General features: G+C 66.9%; 24 protein-coding genes. 14 read left to right on the forward strand and 10 right to left on the reverse strand.

Annotated features, from left to right (window positions below; all coding sequences use genetic code 11):
• Positions 1 to 18 precede the first annotated feature (18 nt).
• The gene (gene moaB, locus ILT42_RS11230; protein ID WP_204215684.1) at positions 19 to 573 is read left to right on the forward strand and encodes a molybdenum cofactor biosynthesis protein B; all 555 of its coding nucleotides are present in this window, start codon (positions 19 to 21) and stop codon (positions 571 to 573) included.
• Here moaB and ILT42_RS11235 read toward each other — a convergent pair.
• Positions 564 to 2,117 (reverse strand): FAD-dependent monooxygenase, encoded by a 1,554-nt coding sequence (locus ILT42_RS11235; RefSeq protein ID WP_204215685.1) that lies wholly within the window; start codon positions 2,115 to 2,117, stop codon positions 564 to 566. The genes moaB and ILT42_RS11235 overlap by 10 nt on opposite strands.
• Before the next feature lie 26 nt (positions 2,118 to 2,143).
• Complete coding sequence (locus tag ILT42_RS11240) at positions 2,144 to 2,644, reverse strand: glycosyltransferase family 2 protein (RefSeq protein WP_204215686.1); 501 nt, start codon at positions 2,642 to 2,644, stop codon at positions 2,144 to 2,146.
• 264 nt (positions 2,645 to 2,908) lie between these two features.
• Here ILT42_RS11240 and ILT42_RS11245 point away from each other — a divergent pair, with 264 nt between their 5' ends.
• On the forward strand, positions 2,909 to 3,994 hold the full coding sequence (locus ILT42_RS11245; RefSeq protein ID WP_229428603.1) for a PA0069 family radical SAM protein: 1,086 nt from the start codon (positions 2,909 to 2,911) through the stop codon (positions 3,992 to 3,994).
• Between the two features lie 36 nt (positions 3,995 to 4,030).
• On the opposite strand, the gene ILT42_RS11250 is transcribed toward ILT42_RS11245, so the two are convergent.
• Positions 4,031 to 4,519, reverse strand: coding sequence for a GNAT family N-acetyltransferase (locus ILT42_RS11250; protein ID WP_204215688.1), 489 nt, complete (start codon positions 4,517 to 4,519; stop codon positions 4,031 to 4,033).
• A gap of 183 nt (positions 4,520 to 4,702) precedes the next feature.
• Between ILT42_RS11250 and ILT42_RS11255 the strand changes: the two genes are divergently transcribed.
• On the forward strand, positions 4,703 to 5,356 hold the full coding sequence (locus tag ILT42_RS11255) for a ribonuclease HII (protein ID WP_229428568.1): 654 nt from the start codon (positions 4,703 to 4,705) through the stop codon (positions 5,354 to 5,356).
• 159 nt (positions 5,357 to 5,515) lie between these two features.
• Positions 5,516 to 6,709 carry a site-specific DNA-methyltransferase gene (locus tag ILT42_RS11260; RefSeq protein ID WP_204215689.1) on the forward strand — a complete coding sequence of 398 codons (1,194 nt, stop codon included), beginning with the start codon at positions 5,516 to 5,518 and terminating at the stop codon, positions 6,707 to 6,709.
• A 62-nt stretch (positions 6,710 to 6,771) separates the two neighbouring features.
• Here ILT42_RS11260 and ILT42_RS11265 read toward each other — a convergent pair whose 3' ends face one another.
• On the reverse strand, positions 6,772 to 7,722 hold the full coding sequence (locus ILT42_RS11265; protein WP_204215690.1) for a DnaJ C-terminal domain-containing protein: 951 nt from the start codon (positions 7,720 to 7,722) through the stop codon (positions 6,772 to 6,774).
• Positions 7,723 to 7,857: 135 nt separating this feature from the next.
• Complete coding sequence (locus ILT42_RS11270; protein WP_204215691.1) at positions 7,858 to 8,334, reverse strand: RT0821/Lpp0805 family surface protein; 477 nt, start codon at positions 8,332 to 8,334, stop codon at positions 7,858 to 7,860.
• A 64-nt stretch (positions 8,335 to 8,398) separates the two neighbouring features.
• Between ILT42_RS11270 and pdxH the strand changes: the two genes are divergently transcribed.
• From pdxH to ILT42_RS11300, 6 genes are all read left to right on the forward strand, one after another.
• Positions 8,399 to 9,040 (forward strand): pyridoxamine 5'-phosphate oxidase, encoded by a 642-nt coding sequence (gene pdxH, locus ILT42_RS11275; protein WP_204215692.1) that lies wholly within the window; start codon positions 8,399 to 8,401, stop codon positions 9,038 to 9,040.
• A gap of 177 nt (positions 9,041 to 9,217) precedes the next feature.
• On the forward strand, positions 9,218 to 9,970 hold the full coding sequence (locus ILT42_RS11280; protein ID WP_204215693.1) for an SDR family NAD(P)-dependent oxidoreductase: 753 nt from the start codon (positions 9,218 to 9,220) through the stop codon (positions 9,968 to 9,970).
• Positions 9,967 to 10,434 carry an NUDIX hydrolase gene (locus tag ILT42_RS11285; protein WP_204215694.1) on the forward strand — a complete coding sequence of 156 codons (468 nt, stop codon included), beginning with the start codon at positions 9,967 to 9,969 and terminating at the stop codon, positions 10,432 to 10,434. The genes ILT42_RS11280 and ILT42_RS11285 overlap by 4 nt, the downstream gene beginning before the upstream one ends.
• A complete protein-coding gene (locus tag ILT42_RS11290; protein WP_204215695.1) occupies positions 10,431 to 10,976 on the forward strand; it encodes a TIGR02301 family protein in 546 nt (181 codons plus the stop codon). The genes ILT42_RS11285 and ILT42_RS11290 overlap by 4 nt, the downstream gene beginning before the upstream one ends.
• Positions 10,977 to 11,106: 130 nt before the next feature.
• Entirely contained in the window at positions 11,107 to 11,364 is a 258-nt protein-coding gene (locus ILT42_RS11295) for a hypothetical protein (protein WP_204215696.1), read from the forward strand.
• Positions 11,365 to 11,398: 34 nt separating this feature from the next.
• Positions 11,399 to 11,893 (forward strand): GNAT family N-acetyltransferase, encoded by a 495-nt coding sequence (locus ILT42_RS11300; RefSeq protein ID WP_204215697.1) that lies wholly within the window; start codon positions 11,399 to 11,401, stop codon positions 11,891 to 11,893.
• Positions 11,894 to 11,902: 9 nt separating this feature from the next.
• Here the strand turns inward: ILT42_RS11300 and ILT42_RS11305 are convergent, their stop codons facing one another.
• Complete coding sequence (locus ILT42_RS11305; RefSeq protein ID WP_204215698.1) at positions 11,903 to 12,235, reverse strand: DUF1330 domain-containing protein; 333 nt, start codon at positions 12,233 to 12,235, stop codon at positions 11,903 to 11,905.
• A 104-nt stretch (positions 12,236 to 12,339) separates the two neighbouring features.
• A complete protein-coding gene (locus tag ILT42_RS11310; protein WP_204215699.1) occupies positions 12,340 to 13,674 on the reverse strand; it encodes a dihydroorotase in 1,335 nt (444 codons plus the stop codon).
• A 73-nt stretch (positions 13,675 to 13,747) separates the two neighbouring features.
• On the opposite strand from ILT42_RS11310, the gene ygfZ reads away from it, so the two are divergent.
• Genes ygfZ through ILT42_RS11325 form a run of 3 tightly spaced genes read left to right on the forward strand, consistent with a single transcriptional unit; the run spans position 13,748 to position 15,876 of the window.
• On the forward strand, positions 13,748 to 14,620 hold the full coding sequence (gene ygfZ / locus ILT42_RS11315) for a CAF17-like 4Fe-4S cluster assembly/insertion protein YgfZ (RefSeq protein WP_229428569.1): 873 nt from the start codon (positions 13,748 to 13,750) through the stop codon (positions 14,618 to 14,620).
• 45 nt (positions 14,621 to 14,665) lie between these two features.
• Positions 14,666 to 15,274: a DNA-3-methyladenine glycosylase I gene (locus ILT42_RS11320; RefSeq protein WP_204215701.1), complete on the forward strand. Its 609-nt coding sequence runs from the start codon at positions 14,666 to 14,668 to the stop codon at positions 15,272 to 15,274.
• Positions 15,274 to 15,876, forward strand: coding sequence for an HD domain-containing protein (locus ILT42_RS11325; RefSeq protein WP_204215702.1), 603 nt, complete (start codon positions 15,274 to 15,276; stop codon positions 15,874 to 15,876). Before ILT42_RS11320 ends, ILT42_RS11325 begins: the two co-directional genes overlap by 1 nt.
• On the opposite strand, the gene ILT42_RS11330 is transcribed toward ILT42_RS11325, so the two are convergent.
• From ILT42_RS11330 to ILT42_RS11340, 3 genes are read right to left on the reverse strand one after another with little or no spacing between them, the layout of a single operon-like run.
• On the reverse strand, positions 15,809 to 16,096 hold the full coding sequence (locus tag ILT42_RS11330; protein ID WP_204215703.1) for a hypothetical protein: 288 nt from the start codon (positions 16,094 to 16,096) through the stop codon (positions 15,809 to 15,811). The two genes, ILT42_RS11325 and ILT42_RS11330, sit on opposite strands and share 68 nt — an antisense overlap.
• Before the next feature lie 18 nt (positions 16,097 to 16,114).
• Positions 16,115 to 17,404, reverse strand: a complete 1,290-nt coding sequence (locus ILT42_RS11335; protein WP_204215704.1) for a cytochrome P450 — start codon at positions 17,402 to 17,404, stop codon at positions 16,115 to 16,117.
• Positions 17,364 to 18,023 carry an acyl-homoserine-lactone synthase gene (locus ILT42_RS11340; protein WP_204215705.1) on the reverse strand — a complete coding sequence of 220 codons (660 nt, stop codon included), beginning with the start codon at positions 18,021 to 18,023 and terminating at the stop codon, positions 17,364 to 17,366. The genes ILT42_RS11335 and ILT42_RS11340 overlap by 41 nt, the downstream gene beginning before the upstream one ends.
• Before the next feature lie 81 nt (positions 18,024 to 18,104).
• Between ILT42_RS11340 and ILT42_RS11345 the strand changes: the two genes are divergently transcribed.
• Positions 18,105 to 18,881, forward strand: coding sequence for a helix-turn-helix transcriptional regulator (locus ILT42_RS11345; RefSeq protein WP_204215706.1), 777 nt, complete (start codon positions 18,105 to 18,107; stop codon positions 18,879 to 18,881).
• The last annotated feature ends 116 nt before the right edge of the window (positions 18,882 to 18,997 follow it).

Below are 18,997 nucleotides of genomic sequence, written 5' to 3' on the forward strand. Positions count from 1 at the left end.
GCACAACGGCAAAGCCCCATGTCCGGTATCGATACCTCCCTGACCTTCGTGCCGCTCACCATCGCGGTGCTGACCGTATCCGACACACGCTCGCCGGATGAAGATCGCTCCGGCACGACCCTGGTGGACCGGCTCACCAAAGCCGGCCACCGCCTCGGCTCGCGCGCCATCGTGCCGGACGACCGCGACGCGATCCGAGACGCGGTGAAGGCCTGGGTGGACGATCCGGAGATCGATGTGGTCATCACCACGGGGGGCACCGGGTTCACGGGGCGGGACGTGACGCCGGAAGCCATCGAACCCCTGTTCGACAAGCGCATGGACGGCTTCTCGGCGGTGTTCCACCGCATCTCCTTCGACAAGATCGGCACGTCCACGGTGCAGTCCCGCGCCACGGCGGGCCTGTCGGGCACCACCTTCATCTTCGTGCTGCCGGGTTCTCCCGGCGCCTGCAAGGACGCTTGGGACGGTATCCTGGAGGCGCAGCTCGATTATCGCCACAGGCCATGCAACTTCGTCGAGATCATGCCGCGCCTCGACGAACACCTGAAGCGGGGCAAGCTTCAGGCCTGAACGGTTCTCGCGGTTTGGACCGGTGCCCCGAAAGTGAGCCCCTGGCTCGACAGATAGATCTCTAGCGCTTCCACGTCCTGCATCGGGCTGGCGAACGCCACGTGCCCGTCGGGGCGGACGAGATAGATCGCGTTCCTGCGCAGGCCTGCTTTCTCCATGGCGTCTGTCCAGGCGAACACGTGAAGCACGAGGCCCCGCGCGGCCGCCGAGGCCTGGAGCCCGGGACCCTCCTCATCGCCGTAGAGGTGAAGTTGCCAATCCAGGGATTGCAGGGGTTCGAAGTTGTCGCCCGTGCCGAAGTCGACATAGGGAAGCCGGTCGCCGGCCTGGACGTCGCCCGCGACGCCCGAACTCAGCGCGCTGCCGTGGTAGCTGATGCGAACCTGCGAGACCTGCTTGAAGAGGGTCCGGCGGATGGCCGTGAACCTGAAGGCCTGCGGCGCGATGGTGGGCAAGAGGAACGTGCGGAAGACCCGGCCGCGCAGGTCCCGGTTGATCATGGCCCGGAACATGCGATCCGTGGACGAAACCAGCGACTTGGCGAAGGTGATCCGCTCCGTCTCGTACGTTTCGAGGATCGACGGCGGCGCCTTGCCCTTCAGGACATCGGCGATCTTCCAGGACAGGTTCACGGCATCGCCGATGCCCGTGTTCATGCCCTGCCCGCCGGCCGGGCTGTGCACGTGACCGGCATCGCCGGAGATCGCCACGCGCCCGCGCAGGAAGCCTTCCGCCACCCGGTGGTGCACCCGGTAGATCGAGAACCAGTTCACGGAGCTGACCTCGATGTCGAAAAGCCGCGTCAGGAAGGGCCGCAGGTCGTCGAAGACGATACCCTCCCGGCCCTTGAGGTCGTCCGGGATGATGCCGATGAGCCGATAGCGGCCTGTTCCGCGGATCGGAAGGACGATGCAGAAATCCTTGACGTTCAGGCACATATTGAGGCCGTCGTCCGTCGGAGGGCCTGAGGCGTAGACGTCGGCCACAAAGAACGTCTGGTCGTAGGTGCCGCCCTGGAAGCCGAGCCCCAGACCCTGGCGGACCACGCTGTGGGATCCGTCGCAGCCGCACAGGTAGTCGAACGTGCAGGCCTCGTCCTGCCCTCCCCTGCGGAGGACCGCGCTCACGCCGCTCTCGTCCTGCGTGAAACTTGCAAGCTCGGTTTCGAACTCGACGGAAACGCCGATCTCCGCAAGCTTGCGGATCAGCAGGCGCTCATGGTCGTCCTGGGTGAAGCTCAGAATGAACGGGTAGGGGCTCAGGTCCTCGCCGAAATTCGACAGGGGAACGTCAGCGACGTTCCGGCCCTCTTCCCACATGCGCAGGCGCTGGACCTTCACGCCGGCCGCGACGACCTCGTCGGCGATGCCGATCTGCCGGTAGAATTCGAGGGTGCGCGCATGAACCACGATGGCGCGGGATTCGAGCCCGGGTCCCTTGGCCTTGTCGACGATCCGCACCGGGATGCCCTGGCGCGTGAGGAACAGCGCCATGGCAAGGCCGGTCGGCCCCGCTCCGGTGATCAAGACCTGGTGCCTGGCCATTCGCCCCTCCTGACGGTACGGCAGTATTATCCGAAGGCCGGATCGCGCTCAATACAGGCCTTTAGGAGCACGGGAGACGCGACCCTGACGTCGTCGAGGAGCACGCGCCGTCGCACGAGGTCGCCCGCGCGAACCGACGTTCGGCCGAGCCATGACGGCGCCATGGCGCGAAGCTTCGGCAGCAGGCCGCCCGAGCGCCGCAGACGTCCCATGGGCCGGTCTCGCGCGCCCAGCCCGATGAAGCGTTCGAGCGCCCGGATCCACCCCTCCTGCGGGATGTCCCCGTCGTCCAGGCACAAGAGCCAATCCTTACGCGCCGCGGCAGCGCCATGGCGCCAGCTCAAGCCTTCCGAGACCACGAGCGTGGCCCCCGCCCCGTCGGCCACGGCCGCGAGGGTGACGTCCCGGTGCCGCGCCAGGATCACGGCATCGCCCACGAGCCCCGCCGCAACGGCCGGGACGAGCGAACTCAACGTCATCACAAGGGCTTCCGGCCCATGCTTCACGCGGATCAGGACTGTAATCATTCGGCCACCATAGCAATTTTTCCCGGGGACGCACGGGGGACGCGATCTTGATCTTGTTCCTCTTTTGTTCTTATAATGGGGCTCTTCCCGGATTTTCAACAGAGGCCCGCTATGTCGGTTCCAGCAGCATCGGTTCCTGCAAAGTCGGTTCCTGCAAAGTCGGCTCCTGCGAGGGACAGCGCTTTCACGAATGCCCGTCCGAAGGCTCCCGCCGGCAAGGTCAGGCGCGGCCCCGTCGAGGCGGCGGAAGCCGCCCGGCAGCGCATGGAGGATCCGATCTACCGGGTGGAAGCCGAGCGACGGCGAGGACGCGGCGCTGTCTCGAACCCCACGGGCCGCTTCGAGCCGACCACCCGCGAGGGGTTCGACGACGGCTGGGACCGCGACGAGGAGCTGTACACGCTCCCCACCGAGGTGATCGTCGAGAAGCCCCGCACGATCATCGCCAAGAACGACTCGCCCGATATCGGGTTCGACCGCTCCATCAACCCGTACCGGGGCTGCGAGCACGGCTGCGTCTATTGTTTCGCGCGGCCCACCCATGCCTTCCAGGGCCTGTCTTCGGGGGTGGATTTCGAGACCAAGATCTTCGTCAAGCCGAGCGCCCCGGATCTCCTGGAGAAGGAGCTGCGGGCCCCGAACTACGAGCCGAAGGTCATCGCGCTCGGCTCCAACACGGATCCCTATCAGCCGACCGAACGCCAGTTCCGCATCACGCGCGGCATCCTGGAGGTGCTGGACCGGGCCAGCCATCCCGTCGGCATCGTGACGAAGTCCGCCCTCGTGACCCGGGACCTCGACATCCTGGCCCGCATGGCCGACCGGCAGCTCGCCCGCGTGGCTGTCTCGGTGACGACCCTCGATCCCAAGCTCGCCCGCAAGATGGAGCCGCGCGCGGCCTCCCCGGCCAAGCGCCTCGACACGATCCGCCGCCTGTCGGAGGCGGGCATTCCCGTGAGCGTGCTGGTGGCCCCCATCGTGCCGGCGATCAACGACCATGAGATCGAGGCCATCCTGAAAGCCGCCTGGGAGGCAGGCGCCCGCAACGCAGGCTACGTGCTGCTGCGCCTGCCGCACGACCTGAAGGACCTGATGCGCGACTGGCTCGTCGAGCATTTTCCCGACAAGTTGAACCACGTTTTCTCCCTGCTCCAGGGCGCCCATGGCGGCGAGGATTACAAGGCCGAGTGGAAAACCCGCCAAACCGGCGTGGGCCCCTATGCGTGGATGATCGGCCGCCGTTTCGAGACGGCCGCCGCGCGGATCGGGTTCAACGAACGCTCGTTCAAGCTCCGCACGGACCTTTTCCGGAGTCCGAGCAAGGAGACAGGACAGCTGTCGCTGTTCTGAACTCGTCGGATCCGGGGCGCTCGGACGCCGCCCCGCTCATCCCGGCGGCAGAGGCTTGCCCAGGCCGATCTTGTCGAGGTCCATGGCCAGGATCGCGTCGTACCGGACGGCCTGCCAGAGCCGTTGGTACCCCAGGCGCTCGTACAGGGACGCCGCGCGGCTGTTCGCGGCCAGGACCTCGAGCCGGGCCTCCGCATGGCCCCGCGCGGCGATCTCGCGCTCCAGGGCGCGAACGAGGGCGGAGCCGGCGCCACGCCCCTCGTGATCGGGCGATACCCAGAGGTCCGAGATCAGGTCGTCGCTATGCTCGCAGGCCGCGAGACCCGCCACGTGGCCATTCACCGTTGCAACCAGAATGCCCGGCCCCATCTCGCGGATGAACGGAACGAACGGGTTGTCCCGCACCATCCGCCCGCGAACGGCGTCCGGCACATGCGGCCCGATGCCCTTGAGCCATGCCGCAAGCCCGATCCGCGCCAAGTCGGCGGCGTCGTCCGGAAGCGCCGGACGGATGTCGACTACCATGGCGTCTGCCCCCCGTTTCTCTCCGCTCCAGCAATCCGACGCCGCGATCCCGGTCAAGCCATCGCGCGCCGGGACATGGCTGTTCCCAGGGCTTTTGCCGCGCCCGGTGGGCGATGCACCTGTGACGCAAGGGCACATCGATCCGAGGGTCGGAGTGACTGGAAAAGGTCGCGGGGATTCTTCATGGTCCGGCCCATGCCGTCGCCGATTCCTTCCCGTCGCCCCATCTCCCTCGGCCTCGAGCGGGAGCTGTCGCTTCGCGCGGGCGGCCGCGCCTGCATCGCTGGTCTCGACGAGGTCGGGCGTGGGCCGCTCGCCGGGCCTGTGGTGTCGGCCGCCATCGTGCTCGACCTGGAGCGCGTGCCGGACGGCCTTGCGGACTCGAAGGCGCTGACGGCCTCGAGGCGCGAGACCTTGTTCGCGCAGATCCTCGCCACCTCGAAGGTGGGCATCGCCACGATCTCTCACACGGACATCGACAGCATCAACATCCGCCAAGCGTCGCTCCTGGCCATGTGCCGCGCGCTGGCGGCGCTTCCCTGCAAGCCCGACATGGCGCTGGTCGACGGCAACGATCCCCCTCGCCTGCCCTGCTCCGTCGAGGCGGTGGTCAAGGGCGACGCGAGCATCGCGTCGATCGCGGCGGCCTCCATCGTGGCGAAGGTGGTGCGCGACAGGCTGATGGCGCGCCTGTCCGAATCATTTCCGGCTTACGGATTCGCCAGCAACGCCGGTTACAGCACCAAAACGCATCTCTCGGCCCTCTCGGATGTCGGCCCGTGCCCCTTTCACCGCATGAGTTTTTCACCCCTACGCCAAGGGTTACTGGACCTGTAACCGACCTTAACGCCCGTTAAGGCAAAAATACCAACGAAAACAATATGTAGGCAAGAATTGCCGACCCAAAACAGGACGCGTTTTTTTCCACCTGGAAACTTCATCTTTACCCTAACGGACCATGATCGTGAGTGTCAGTTGCGTAACCGGTGATCACCCATGGGTACCTCGCGTACCGGGGCCGCCGGCGCCACCTCCCGGATCCATGTCTCGCGTACCGGGCGGGTCGCGCCGGCGCCTCGGACGGAGCGCAAAACGCTCCATTCCGTTCCGCCATCCCTTCCTCTCAACGAGATTCTCCTCGGCGATTGTATCGCGTCGCTGGAGAAGCTTCCTCCTGAGAGCGTCGACGTCATCTTCGCGGATCCGCCGTACAACCTTCAGCTCGAGGGCGCCTTGACGCGTCCCGACCAAAGCCGGGTCGACGCGGTCGACGACGACTGGGACAAGTTTTCGAGCTTTGCCGAATACGATGCGTTCACCCGCGCTTGGCTCGCCGCCGCGCGCCGCGTGATGAAAAAGAACGCGACGCTCTGGGTCATCGGCTCTTATCACAACATCTTCCGGGTCGGCTCCGCGCTCCAGGACCTGGATTTCTGGCTCCTCAACGACATCGTGTGGCGCAAGGCCAACCCGATGCCGAACTTCAAGGGCCGCCGCTTCACCAACGCGCACGAGACCATGATCTGGGCCTCGAAGAGCGCGGACGCGAAGGGCTACACCTTCCACTACGATGCCATGAAGGCCGCCAACGAAGACGTGCAGATGCGCTCCGATTGGTTCATCCCGCTCTGCACCGGCGACGAGCGCCTGAAGGACGGGGACGGCCGCAAGGTCCACCCGACCCAGAAGCCCGAAGCCCTGCTGGCGCGCATCCTGCTCTCGTCCTCCAATCCGGGCGACGTGGTGCTCGATCCCTTCTTCGGCACCGGCACCACGGGCGCCGTGGCCAAGCGGCTCGGACGCCACTTCATCGGGCTCGAGCGCGATCCAGTCTACGCCAAGGCCGCGCGCCGGCGCATCGACGCCGTCGAGCCGCTCTCGGAGGCGTCCGTCGCGGCTCCGCCCGAGAAGCGCGCCGAGGCTCGCGTGCCCTTCCTGTCGCTCATCGAGAGCGGACACGTGAAGGCGGGAGAAACCCTGGTGGACGACCGCCGCCGCTTCCAGGTGACGGTGCGCGCCGACGGCACGCTGGCGCTCGGTGCGATCGTGGGCTCGATCCACAAGATCGGCGCTCTCGTCCAAGGCCTGCCCGCCTGCAACGGCTGGACGTTCTGGAACGTGGAGCGCAAGGGAAAGCTCGTCAGCATCGACGCGTTCCGCGCCGAAATTCGCCAGACTCTCAGCGCGTAAACTCTTTCGGGCCGCGCCGGACTCTCTCGCCGCTGGCAGAGAGTCCGGCGCGGCCTTTTCGTTTACTCGGCCTTGGCCGACCGGCGCTTCTGAGCGTAATCCATCAGGGTCTCGTCCACGACCTGCGGCAGGCGGATCTCCGCCGTGACAAGAAGATCGCCGTGTCCGGCCTTGGTGGGCAGGCCCTTGCCGCGCAGGCGGAAGACGCGCCCCGAATTGGTCATGGGTGGGATCGTCATGGTGACGGCGCCCGTGAGCGTGGGGATGCGCACCGACCCGCCGAGAATGGCCTCCTCGATCTCGATCGGCAACGGCGCCTTCAGGTTGGAGCCGTCGGGCGTGAAGCGCTCATGGGGCGCGAACTTGATCGTCAGCAGCAGGTCGCCCGGCTCGCCGCCGAGAGCAACGCCGCCAAGGCCCCGCAGGCGGATGACCTGCCCGTCGGACACGCCCTTGGGAATTACCACGTCCACGTCCCGGCCCGTGGAGAGCGAGATCCGCTTCTTGGCCTCGCCCGCGACCTCCTCCAGGGTGACGGTCAGGGTCGCGGCAACGTCCTCGCCCTTCTGGGACTTGCGCCGGGCACCGCCGCCCGCGGCGCCTGCCCCGGCCTGCCGGAAGGCGTCGCCGAAGAGCTGGGAAAAGATGTCGTCGCCGGGATCGGCCGAGAAGCCGCGCGAGGACCGTCGGCCGCCGAACGGGCCGCCGCCCGAGAAGTTGAAGTTGGCGAAGTCCTCGGGGCGAGGCCCGCCGCCTCCGCCCGTGAAGCCTTCGAAGCCCTGGAAGCGGGGCTTGCCGTCCGCGTCGATCTCGCCTCGGTCGAACTGGCCGCGCTTTTCCGCGTCGCCCAGGATCTCATAGGCGGAGTTCACCTCGGCGAACTTGTCCTTCGCCTTGGGATCGTCGGCGTTGCGGTCGGGGTGGTGGGCCTTGGCGAGCTTGCGGAACGCCTTCTTGATATCCGCTTCAGACGCGGTTTTCGGCACGCCGAGGATGTCGTAGGGGTTGCGCATATTCAATTCCGTGAGCCGGTGACTTTGGGCCGGATGGCCCAACGGCATTCCCCCAGCATATGGGCAAAGTGTTGCTCGTATGCAACGCCTGCTCGCGCAGAAAAGGCTCAGGGGCCATGCGAGTTGGTTCGAGCCTTACGCCCGGCGGGACGTCTTGGGAGGGCTGACGTCGTTCGCTTTCGCGGCCGCCGGCTTGCCGTCGCCGGGTTTGAGCTCCGTGATCGCCCACTCGCCCCCGGAGGGCCGGCAGGCGGTGCCGTTCATGGTCTTGGCCTGGACCGTGTGCACGCTGGCCGAGAAGGAACGGCAGATCTCGTCGTTCTTCACGAACGGCGCGCTCGAGGGCGTGAACGCCCCCCGGCGCGAGCTTTGCGGGTTGTCCCAGGTCACCTGGGTTCCGGCCCCTTGCGGGTCCAGGGCGACGCTCATGGCGGCTTTCGCCCGGCGCCAATCCTCCTCGTTGAGGTCCGGCGAGAGAGGCGAGACGGCGGCCTTGGGCGTGATGGAAGCAGTGGTCTCGGGCTCGTCCATGTCGATGGACGCGATGGGGAAGGCAAGCGAGCAGGCACCCGACGAGACGGCGATCAGGCCGGCTGCCAGAAGGCGCGCCACTTCGCCAAAGCCGATCCCTGGCCTATAACGATCCTCACAAGCCCCTCTCACGCGCCGGCTCTCCATGGATACCAAAGACACAGACCCGAATAAAAACGCCAATTCGTTAAGAACCGGTGACTTCACCGAGGCCGGCGAGCCCTGGGCGCTCTTCGACGCCTGGATGGAGGAAGCCAAGCGCTCGGAGCCCAACGATCCGAACGCCATGGCGCTCGCGACCGTGGACGCGGACGGCCTGCCCAACGTGCGAATGGTCCTGCTCAAGGGCGTCGACGCGAACGGCTTCGTTTTCTACACCAACACGGAATCCAACAAGGGCCGCGAGCTCCTGGGCCAGGGCAAGGCCGCCATCGTGCTGCATTGGAAGAGCCTGCGCCGCCAGGTCCGGGCGCGGGGACCGGTCTCCCTCGTGACGAATGAGGAGGCGGACGCCTATTTCCAGAGCCGCCCCCGCGACAGCCGCATCGGCGCCTGGGCGAGCCAGCAATCCCGCCCCCTGGAAAGTCGCTTCGCCCTGGAGAAGGCGGTGGCCGTGCACACCGCCAAATACGCCATCGGCGAGGTGCCCCGCCCGCCCCATTGGACGGGCTTCCGCATCGATCCGGTCTCCATCGAGTTCTGGCAGGACAAGCCGTTCCGCCTGCATGACCGGGTGGTGTTCACCCGGGAGGGCGAAGGCTGGAGCAAGGGGCGGCTCTATCCGTGAGGAGGCATGGACCGTCCTGGCGTCGTCATGACCGGGCTTGACCCGGCCACCTATGTCTGGCGACGGTGGCGCCGTGGATGCCCGGCTCACGGCCCGGGCTTGACGGGGGACCGACGACTGGCGCTTCCCGCCGCCACCCCCTAAATCATCCGCTCCCTTCCCTGCCCCGGACCCATCATGTCAGTCTCCAACAACCCGCGCCGCATCATGCTCCTGACCGGCGCCAGCCGGGGGATCGGCCATGCCACGGTCAAGCGCTTCTCCGCCGCCGGATGGCGGGTCATCACCTGCTCGCGGCACGCGTTTCCCGAAAACTGCCCCTGGGAGATGGGCCCGGAGGACCACCTCCAGGTCGATCTGGCCGACCCGGACGATACCCGCCGGGCCATCGCGGAGGTGAAGGAGCGTCTGGCCGCGGAGGGCGGCGTTCTGCATGCGCTGGTCAACAACGCGGGCATCTCGCCCAAGGGCGAGGGCGGCAAGCGCCTGTCCGCCCTCGATACGCCCCATGCGGACTGGATCCGCGTCTTCCAGGTCAATTTCTTCGCCTCGATCATGCTGGCGCGGGGTCTCGTGGACGAGTTGACGGCCGCCAAGGGCTCCGTGGTCAACGTCACATCCATCGCGGGCGCCCGGGTCCATCCCTTCGCGGGCGCGGCTTACTCGACCTCCAAGGCCGCACTAGCCGCGCTGACCCGCGAGATGGCGGCGGATTTCGGCCCCTTGGGCGTGCGGGTCAACGCCATCTCGCCGGGCGAGATCGACACCTCCATCCTGTCGCCCGGAACCGAAAAGCTCGTGCAGCAGATCCCGCAGCGGCGGCTCGGCACCCCCGACGAGGTCGCCAAGGCGATCTATTTCCTCTGCACGGATGCCAGCTCCTACGTGAACGGCGCGGAGCTGCACATCAACGGCGGCCAGCACGTATGAACGCGGCGCCGGCTCTCGACGGGGAGCGATTCTACCCGGCCCGGCCCGTTCTGGCTTCATCGGTGGCGGTGTTCCGCGATGGGCGGGTGCTGCTCGCCGCCCGGGGCAAGCCGCCGGGTGAGGGTTTATATTCCCTGCCGGGCGGAGGGGTGGAAACCGGCGAGACCCTGGCCGAGGCGGGCTTGCGTGAACTGCGTGAGGAGGTCGGCGTCGAGGCCGACATCGTCGCGCCTGTCGATATGGTCGAGATCATTGAACGGGACGAGGCGGGCCGTATAAAGCATCATGTGGTCGTGGTGGCCCACGCGGCGCGTTGGGTCTCCGGCGAGCCGCAGACGGGGCCGGAGGCAAGAGACGTTCGGTGGATCGCGGAACAGGACATAGCCGGACTGCCCATGACGCAGAATCTCGAAGCGGTGCTCGGCAGGGCTTTCGCGCTCATAGGCCGCGAGAACGCGCGATGAGACGCCCGGCGGCCCTGGCCCTGGCTGCGTTCGCGGCTCTCGCGCCCCTGGAACAGGCCTCAGCCCAGAATTTCTTCGAGCGGCTGTTCGGCGCACAGCCCCAGCCCCAGCAGCCTCCGCCGCAGCAGGTGAGGCCTGCCCCGCAGCGGCGTTCGCAGCCGCCCTCGCAAGGCGCTGCCCGCCCCGCGACGCCCCCGCCCCAGCAGGAGGCGCAGCCCGCAGCACCCGTCGAGCCCCCGCCCGCGCCCTACGAGAAGGAAATGCTTCGGCTGGCCGAGATCATGGGGGCGCTGGCCTTCCTGCGACCGCTCTGCACCTACCCGGACGGGGCCGAGTGGCCGAAACGTATGCAAGGTCTGCTGGAGGCGGAAGGCACGTCTCCCGGCCGCCGGGAACGCCTCGCCGGGGCCTACAACAAGGGATACCAGGGCTTCGGCATCACCTATCGGGTCTGCACGCCCTCCGCGCAGGAGGCCTCTGTCCGCTACCTCAGGGAGGGCGATACGCTGACCCGCCTGATCGCGGGGCGCTACGGGGGCTGATTATCCACACGGAATGCGGTCACGGCCCCTCGCGTTAACCTCTTTGCAAGGTGATGCTGGCCTCGGGACGGCGCGGCCACTAGATTCCCGTCAACGGAACTCGCGCCGCCCCTGCACAGGGGCCTGGATCATGAACGACAACGACGTCCCTCTCCCGGATCTTCAGGATCTCAGCGCCATCAAGCAGGCGGCCCTCAGCTACGTGACGGAAGCCTTCGCGGAGGCCGAACTCGACGGGCTCGACGGCGATTGCATGGCCCAGGCCGCCCTCTTCGCGGCCTTCATGGAACTCGTCGCCGCGTATGGCGAGGAGGCCGTGGCCCAGTATGCCGAGAGCCTCCCGGACCGGATCCGCAGCGGCGGCTTCTCGATCGTGCTGAAGCACTAGGGCCTCTGGCGAGTCGACCCGGGAACCGGTCAGCATGAATCACGTCTGTCGTCCCGAGGTCGCGATCTCCAACCTGCGTGACCGGCCCGACCTCGCCCCCGACGTGGCCGACCGGGTCTGGCAGGCCTGGTGGAAGGCCAAGGGCTATCCCCTCGATCACATCGCGGATCTCGTGGGCGAGAACCTCACCGGTTCCTCCATCCCCTTCTCCCTGGTCGCTCACGACCGGACGGATTTCATCGGAACGGTTTCGGTCATCGAGAACGACTTTCCGGACCGCCCGGACTATACGCCCTGGCTGGCGGCGCTCTGGGTCGACCGAGACCACCGGGAGCGGGGCGTGGGCGCGGCCCTGGTGGAGCAGGCGGCCCAGGCCGCCTTCGCCCTCGGAACCGGCACGATCTATCTCGGCGCCCTGCCCGAGCCGCGGCGCTTCTACGAAAAGCGCGGATGGGTCTGCATCGAGGAGAACGCCGACGGCGAGGGCTTGTCGATCCTGCGCCTGGACGCGGCGCGAAATTCTCTCTGACGCCCCCGCTTATGTCGGCGACGGGGTCAAAATATCCGTCGCCCGATGGTCCTCGGACACGCCTTCGATGAAGATCACATCGCCCTTCGAGTGGTTCGTGCGCAGGGGCAGGATCGCCCGGTAGGCCGGGGACGCATACCAGTCATGGGCGGCCTTTCGGCTCGGGAATGCGATCGCGATCAGGTCGCCGGTCCAGTCGCCCTCGATCCTTTCGAAGGGCCCGCCATGGATGACGAAGCGGCCGCCGAAGGGTGCGAGGGTGGCGTCAATCCCTTCCAGATAGGCGACGATGTCGGGCCCCATGGTCACGTCGGTGAGGCGGGCGACGGCGAAAGTGGTCATGATCGGCTCCGTGGGGCTCATGCGCCGGAACACCCGGCTTCCATGCCCCCACCTTGACCCGACCCGCGCCGACGGTCGATGACCTCGCAGGTAAACGACGGCACTCAGGCCTTGAGCGTCTCCTCGAAGGAAATCGCCTCGCCCTGCGAGGGTGCCTCCAGCGAACCGTCCCACATCACCACGTTGCCGCGCACGATGGTGCCGACGGGCCAGCCGGTGACCTGCTTGCCGTCATAGGGCGTCCAGCCGGCCTTGGAGGCGACCCACCGGTTCGTGATCGTCTCGCGGCGCTTGAGGTCGACCACCGTGAAATCCGCGTCGTAGCCGACCGCGATGCGGCCCTTGCGGGCGATGCCGAACAGGCGCTTGGGGCCGGCGCTCGTCATGTCCACGAAGCGTTCGAGGGTCATGCGGCTGGCGCTCACGTGGTCGAGCATGATCGGCACGAGAGTTTGCACGCCCGTCATGCCGGAGGGCGTGTTGGGATAGACGCCATCTTTCTCGGCCCGCGTGTGGGGAGCGTGATCGGAGCCCAAAATATCGGCTACGCCCTCGTCCACGCCCTCCCAGATCGCCTGGCGGTGGTGCTCGTCGCGCACGGGAGGGTTCATCTGCGCATAGGTGCCGAGGCGCTCGTAGCATTCGGGCGCCGCCATGGTGAGGTGGTGGGGTGTGACCTCGACGGAGGCCACGTCCTTATGGTCCTTCAGAAACGCCATCTCCTCGGCGGTGGTCACGTGCAGGACGTGGATGCGCGCGCCGGTGTCGCGTGCGATGCCGACCAGGCGTTTCGTGCAGGTGAGCGCCACGTCGGCGGAGCGCCAGACCGGGTGCGAGCGCGGGTCGCCCTCGATCCGCAATCCCTTGCGGTCCCGCAGCATGGCCTCGTCCTCCGAATGGAACGCGGCGCGGCGGCGGGTCCGGCGCAGGATCTCGCGCACCCCCGGGTCGTCCTCGACCAGGAGCGAGCCCGTGGAGGAGCCCATGAACACCTTGATGCCCACGGCGGCGGGCAGGCGCTCCAGCTCGGCCACGTCAGCCGCGTTCTCATGCGTGCCGCCGACCCAGAAGGCGAAATCGCAATGCATGCGGTGATGACCCCGGCGCACCTTGTCGGCCAGGGCCTCCGGGGTCGTGGTCTGGGGATCGGTGTTGGGCATCTCGAACACGGACGTCACGCCGCCCATGACGGCGGAGCGGGACCCGGATTCCAGGTCCTCCTTGTGGTCGAGCCCCGGCTCACGGAAATGGACCTGGGTGTCGATCACGCCGGGCAGGATGTGCAGGCCCCGGCAATCGACCTCGCGCCCGGCGGAGGCCTGGGACAGGTCCCCGATGGCCGCGATCCTGCCCCCGACGATCCCCACGTCTCGCTCGGCCCGACCGTCGTGGTTCACGACGATTCCGCCCTTGAGGATCATGTCGAAGGTCCGTGGCATGGCACACCTGTCTCTTGAGGCTGGTACGCGCCGGGCATATGTCACGCAGGACCCAAGGGCAATGGAGCATCACATGCCGGCAGCGCATTTATCGGATCGGGGGATCGTGAAGGTGACGGGCCAGGACGCCAAGTCCTTCCTGGACAACATCATCACCTGCGACCTCGAGAAGGTCTCGCCGGAAGCCGCGCGCCTCGGCGCCCTGCTGACCCCTCAGGGCAAGATTCTGTTCGATTTCATCGTATTCGAGGCCCCCGAGGACGCGGGCGGCGGCTATTATCTCGACGTGGCGAAGCCTTATGCGCCGGACCTCGCCAAGCGGCTGGGCTTCTACAAGCTGCGCGCCAAGGTGGCGATCGACGACCGGTCCGACTCGCTGAGCCTTGTCGCGGGCTGGGGCGACACCCCGCCCCCGCCGGAGGAGGCAGGCCTTGTGGTACAGGACCCCCGCCTCCCGGCCCTGGGTTGGCGCGCCGTGGTGGCCGCAGAGGACGTGCCGGAATTCGCCTCCGAGGGCACGGACGCCTATCACGCCCACCGCATCGGACTCGGGGTCCCGGAAGGCGGGCGCGATTTTCTCTTCGGCGACGCCTTCCCGCACGAGGCCCTCATGGACCAGCTCCACGGGGTCGATTTCGACAAGGGCTGCTATATCGGCCAGGAGGTCGTCTCCCGCATGCAGCACCGGGGCACCGCCCGGACCCGGATCGTGCCGGCGCTTTACGAGGGCGGCTTCGCGGCGGAGCCCGGCTACGTGGTCACGGCGGGCGAGCGCACCATCGGCAAGACCGGCAGCGGCGCGAACGGCCGGGGTCTCGTCATGATCCGCCTCGACCGCGCCGCCGATGCGCTCGCGGCCGGCGAGGCTCTGCGCGGCGGTGGGATCGGCGTCACGCTCGTGAAGCCGGATTGGGTGACCTTCGAGGTTCCCGTGGCGGCGGCCTGACGGCTGCCTCTTCCCGCCGAACCAGGGTCCCGCTAAACCTCCCCCATGACCAACGGCCTCATCCTCCATCCCGACCACAAGCACCGCTGCTGGTGGCCTGGCACCGATCCCTTCTACGTCGCCTATCACGACACCGAATGGGGCGTGCCGGAATATGACGACCGGGCGCTGTTCGAGAAGCTGATCCTGGACGGGTTTCAGGCGGGGCTGTCCTGGATCACCATCCTGCGCAAGCGCGAGAATTTCCGCGAGGCCTTCGCCGGGTTCGATCCGGCGGTCATCGCCCGCTTCGACGACGCCCAGGTCGAATCGCTGATGCTGAACGCCGGGATCGTTCGCAACCGCGCCAAGATCGTGGGAACGATCGCTGGGGCGCGGGCCTGGCTCGCCATCCAGGAGCGCGGCGGCTTCTCGAATTTCCTGTGGAATTTCGTGGATGGCCGGCCGATCCAGAACAGCCTGAAGAGCCGGGATCAGGTTCAGGCCGAGACCGCGGTTTCGCGGCGCATCTCCAAGGCCCTGAAGGCGGAAGGCTTCAACTTCGTGGGGCCGACCATCGTCTATGCGTTCATGCAGGCGGTCGGGATGACGAACGACCATCTCGTCGGGTGCTTCCGCCACGCGGAATGCGCCGCCCTGGCCGGAAAGCGCTGATGGCGAGGGAGCCGCGCGTCTGGCAGAGAATGCTGTCGGGCCGCCGGCTCGACCTCCTCGATCCCTCCCCTCTCGACGTCGAGCTGGGCGACATCGCCCACGGCTTGGCCCGCGTCGCGCGCTGGAACGGCCAGACGGAGGGCGACCACATCTTTTCGGTCGCCCAGCACAGTCTCCTGGTGGAAGCGATCGCGGCTCATCTTCAGCCCGACCTGAGCCGGTCCTGGCGGCTGGCGATCCTGCTGCACGACGCGCCGGAATACGTGATCGGCGACATCATTTCGCCCTTCAAGGCGGTGATCGGAGACGCCTACAAGGTCATCGAGAACGGCCTTCTCGTGGCGATCCATCTCCATTTCGGCTTGCCGTCGGAGGCTCCCGCCGCCTGCAGGCGGCTGACCAAGAGGGCCGACCACCAGGCCGCCTTTCTCGAGGCCACACATCTGGCAGGCTTCTCGCGCACCGAGGCGCTGAAGTACTTCGGCCGCCCGGACCCCCTCCCGCGCGACCTGCTCGCCTGGCTGGAGCCGTTGCCTATCGACGAAGCGGAACGACGTTTTCGGGAACATGTGGAGGCTCTTCGGGGGACGCCTCGCGCTTGAACAGGGTGAGCGTCAGCTCCCCCGGCCACGCCGCCTTCAGAGCCGCATCCGCCTGCATGCCGTCTTCGATCGAGTGGAAGAACGCGAGCAGCTTGGAGCGGGCCTCGTCCGGCATGGCGATGATATGCCGGACGAGCTCGACGCTCAGGATGGCTTCCGTGTCGTCGGCCTCATGGTCGCGCTCCCAGCTGAAACGCGCCTCGTGCTTGGTGAACATCATGGTCGTCGGTTCCGGTTTCTATGCGGCTGATGCCTGAACGTTGACGGACTCGCGAAGGCGGATCTCGATCTGCATCGCGGGCGGGATGAGCGTGACGGACGGAGACGGACGCGGAACCGGATGAGGCGTGACGCGACCGAAGGCGTAGGCCGAGGACAGCTCGAGGGCGATGAGCTGGAGCTCCAGCATCGCGAGACCCATGCCCACGCAGGTGCGCGGTCCGAGGCCGAACGGCAGGTAGGCCTTGCTGCCGTAGCTGCGGTCGAGCCGGAAGCTGTCGGGCTCGTTCCAGAAGCGGGGGTCGCGGTGAAGCTGCCAGGGCGCGATGATCACCGACGTGCCGCGCTTGAGCTTGCGTCCGCCGAATTCCAGGGGGCGCTTGACCTCGCGGGAGAACCACCAGGCGCTGGGGTAGAGCCGCAGGATTTCCCGCACGAGTGCGAGGCTCAACGGAGCGTTCTTCAGCCGGTCGGCCTGGATCTCGCCGTTCCAATCCGTGACGGAGGACGCCTCCGCCGCAACCGCGTCGGCCAGGCCGGGCTCGGTGGCCATGTGGTAGAGCAGCCAGGCGGCCGCCGACCCCGTGGTGTGATGGCCGGTGAGGAGCATCGTCAGCACCTCGCTGGACAGCTCCTCGTCGCTCAGGCCGAGGGTTTCCAGGGCCCGCAGGATGGAGGTGTCGTGGGCGTGGGCCCTGACCCGCTGCACCACCACGTTCATGGCCTTGCGGGCGAAGGCGCGCCGCTGGTTGCGGGCATAGGCGGCCCAGGGCGAGAGCGGGACGACGCGGAAGAGTTCGTCGGCGAGGTCGTCCTCGACCAGCCGAACCGCCAGCACGATCGCCTGCTCGTCCGCCTCCGACAGCACCTGCCGGCCGAACATCGCGATGCAGACCATCTTGAGGGCCAGCGGGGCCAGCGCCTTGTGGGGATCGAAGCTCGACTTGCGGGCCAGTTGGGCGCCCACGGCCCGAATCTCCGCCGCCATGGGCGTGGTAAGCCGCTCGACGGCGCCCTTGGCCATGTACTTGTGCAGCACTTCCCGGCGTCGCACGTACTCGTCCCCGCTCATGGTGAGCGAGCTCAAGCCCACCACGGAGCGCAGCTTGTGGATGAGCTTGCCCTTGTCGAAATCCTCCTCGTTGGCCTTGAGCAGGGGCCGGATGATGTCCGGATCCGTGACGAGGAACATGGGGGCCGGGCCGAGATTCAGGCGCACGAGCGGCTCTGCTGCGGCGTTGCCCTTGTCGAGCAGCACCTGCAGCGGGTCACGCCGAAAGGCGTTCAGATCCGAGAACCAGTGTCTCATCGTCGATCTCCACGGTTTTTGCGAGGTTCAGAAGATTGTCGAAGCGCCAGCCGTCCTGGGTGGCGACGGGGATGTCTCCGGCCACGAGCACGAGCGGATCGCCCTTCTCGTCCAGGCCCAGCACCTGGGGCGGGCCATAGCGGCGCGTGCGCACGCCGATCTGGGTGAGGAATCGCTCGTGCCGAAGGTCGGTCAGGGCCACCAGGGCGCTGGCCTGCCGGGTCCGGGCGAAGTGAAACATGAGGGAGTACAGCACTTTGGCGGTCGTGGAGCCGGCCTGGGACGGTGCGACGCCGAAGCGGCTGATTTCCCAGGCGTCGTGCCGGCGCGGATAGGCCGCGAAAGTGGCGAGCTGCGGAAAGACTGATTCGGCCAGGTATGGCCGGTCCGTGCGGATGGCGCGAAACCCCGCGAACAGGCTCCCGTCCCGGAAGATCGCGCAGTGAACGGCCGTATCGGTGTCGAACTGGTCCCTCTCGCGCCCGTGTTCGACCCGCAGGTCCCACCGGAGTGCGTCAACGAAGAGCTTCTTGCGGAATTGATAGAGTTGGTCGACAACGCTAGGAAGCTGAGCTTCCGTGCAAAATACAGCCTGCAGCTGCTGAGAAGTTTTTTGCATCGAGCCTGTTCCACGAATACGCTGGAACAACCTCACCTTTCATGCGACCGGCCGGTATCCCGGAAAACCGTGAGATTAGAATTGAACCTGGATGAGACCTTAGCGGGGATTGAAGCGTGCACGAATCTCGAAGAGTTACGTAATTACCTTCAGGGTATTGCCGAAAACTTTGGTTTTGTCTCGTTCAATTTCGTGGACGTGGGCCAGCCGCATCTCGATACGACATTTTATTACGGTACGGTCAAGGAGGCCTGGGCCGAGGATTACGCACGCAACAACTTCATCGTCGTCGATCCGTGCATCCTGCGCGTGCGCAAGACCAACACGCCGTTCACCTGGGGCAGCATCGAGCTCCCGAGCTTCAACGGCCGCCGGAAGCCCGGCGCCATCAAGACCATGGAGGCCGCCCGCGACCACGGCTTCACCGACGGGCTCGTGATTCCCTACCATTTCAGGGACTACATGGGCCGCATGTATTCCAGCCTCGGGACCTTCTTCTGGGAGGATTCGACGGCCAAATTCAAGTTCATGCTGTCGGAGCGCCGCCACGAGCTTCACCTCATCATGATCTATTGGGTGCAGCGCGCGGTGGACATCATCGCCGAACAGCAGCGCACGGGCGTCTCGATCATCCGCCCGCCCCAGGAAGGGATCATCACGCCTGGGCTGACGGACCGCGAGCGCGACATGCTGGCCTGGGCGGCGCGGGGCAAGACCGTGGCCGACACGGCGGACATCCTGAAGATTTCCGAGGAGACCGTGGAGACCCACATCCGCAACGCCATGCGCAAGCTGGACGCCAGCAACAAGACCCATGCGGTGGCCAAGGCCATCTATCTCAGCCTCATCGACGTCTAGGGTTGCGCCGACCCGCCCGGCAATGCTCTAGCGGTCAGCAAACATAGACCTCATCCTGAGGAGCCGCGAAAGCGGCGTCTCGAAGGAGGATCGAGTGCATTCTAGAGGCATCCTTC

The organism is Microvirga pudoricolor (genome assembly GCF_016892705.1).
GTDB lineage: Bacteria > Pseudomonadota > Alphaproteobacteria > Rhizobiales > Beijerinckiaceae > Microvirga > Microvirga pudoricolor.

Excerpts from the sequence above, each read along its gene's own strand:
- moaB (WP_204215684.1), top strand. The coding sequence starts at position 19 with ATGTCCGGTATCGATACCTCCCTGACCTTCGTGCCGCTCACCATCGCG.
- ILT42_RS11235 (WP_204215685.1), bottom strand. The coding sequence starts at position 2,117 with ATGGCCAGGCACCAGGTCTTGATCACCGGAGCGGGGCCGACCGGCCTT.
- ILT42_RS11240 (WP_204215686.1), bottom strand. The coding sequence starts at position 2,644 with ATGATTACAGTCCTGATCCGCGTGAAGCATGGGCCGGAAGCCCTTGTG.
- ILT42_RS11245 (WP_229428603.1), top strand. The coding sequence starts at position 2,909 with ATGGAGGATCCGATCTACCGGGTGGAAGCCGAGCGACGGCGAGGACGC.
- ILT42_RS11250 (WP_204215688.1), bottom strand. The coding sequence starts at position 4,519 with ATGGTAGTCGACATCCGTCCGGCGCTTCCGGACGACGCCGCCGACTTG.
- ILT42_RS11255 (WP_229428568.1), top strand. The coding sequence starts at position 4,703 with ATGGTCCGGCCCATGCCGTCGCCGATTCCTTCCCGTCGCCCCATCTCC.
- ILT42_RS11260 (WP_204215689.1), top strand. The coding sequence starts at position 5,516 with ATGGGTACCTCGCGTACCGGGGCCGCCGGCGCCACCTCCCGGATCCAT.
- ILT42_RS11265 (WP_204215690.1), bottom strand. The coding sequence starts at position 7,722 with ATGCGCAACCCCTACGACATCCTCGGCGTGCCGAAAACCGCGTCTGAA.
- pdxH (WP_204215692.1), top strand. The coding sequence starts at position 8,399 with ATGGATACCAAAGACACAGACCCGAATAAAAACGCCAATTCGTTAAGA.
- ILT42_RS11280 (WP_204215693.1), top strand. The coding sequence starts at position 9,218 with ATGTCAGTCTCCAACAACCCGCGCCGCATCATGCTCCTGACCGGCGCC.
- ILT42_RS11285 (WP_204215694.1), top strand. The coding sequence starts at position 9,967 with ATGAACGCGGCGCCGGCTCTCGACGGGGAGCGATTCTACCCGGCCCGG.
- ILT42_RS11290 (WP_204215695.1), top strand. The coding sequence starts at position 10,431 with ATGAGACGCCCGGCGGCCCTGGCCCTGGCTGCGTTCGCGGCTCTCGCG.
- ILT42_RS11295 (WP_204215696.1), top strand. The coding sequence starts at position 11,107 with ATGAACGACAACGACGTCCCTCTCCCGGATCTTCAGGATCTCAGCGCC.
- ILT42_RS11300 (WP_204215697.1), top strand. The coding sequence starts at position 11,399 with ATGAATCACGTCTGTCGTCCCGAGGTCGCGATCTCCAACCTGCGTGAC.
- ILT42_RS11305 (WP_204215698.1), bottom strand. The coding sequence starts at position 12,235 with ATGACCACTTTCGCCGTCGCCCGCCTCACCGACGTGACCATGGGGCCC.
- ILT42_RS11310 (WP_204215699.1), bottom strand. The coding sequence starts at position 13,674 with ATGCCACGGACCTTCGACATGATCCTCAAGGGCGGAATCGTCGTGAAC.
- ygfZ (WP_229428569.1), top strand. The coding sequence starts at position 13,748 with ATGCCGGCAGCGCATTTATCGGATCGGGGGATCGTGAAGGTGACGGGC.
- ILT42_RS11320 (WP_204215701.1), top strand. The coding sequence starts at position 14,666 with ATGACCAACGGCCTCATCCTCCATCCCGACCACAAGCACCGCTGCTGG.
- ILT42_RS11325 (WP_204215702.1), top strand. The coding sequence starts at position 15,274 with ATGGCGAGGGAGCCGCGCGTCTGGCAGAGAATGCTGTCGGGCCGCCGG.
- ILT42_RS11330 (WP_204215703.1), bottom strand. The coding sequence starts at position 16,096 with ATGATGTTCACCAAGCACGAGGCGCGTTTCAGCTGGGAGCGCGACCAT.
- ILT42_RS11335 (WP_204215704.1), bottom strand. The coding sequence starts at position 17,404 with ATGAGACACTGGTTCTCGGATCTGAACGCCTTTCGGCGTGACCCGCTG.
- ILT42_RS11340 (WP_204215705.1), bottom strand. The coding sequence starts at position 18,023 with ATGCAAAAAACTTCTCAGCAGCTGCAGGCTGTATTTTGCACGGAAGCT.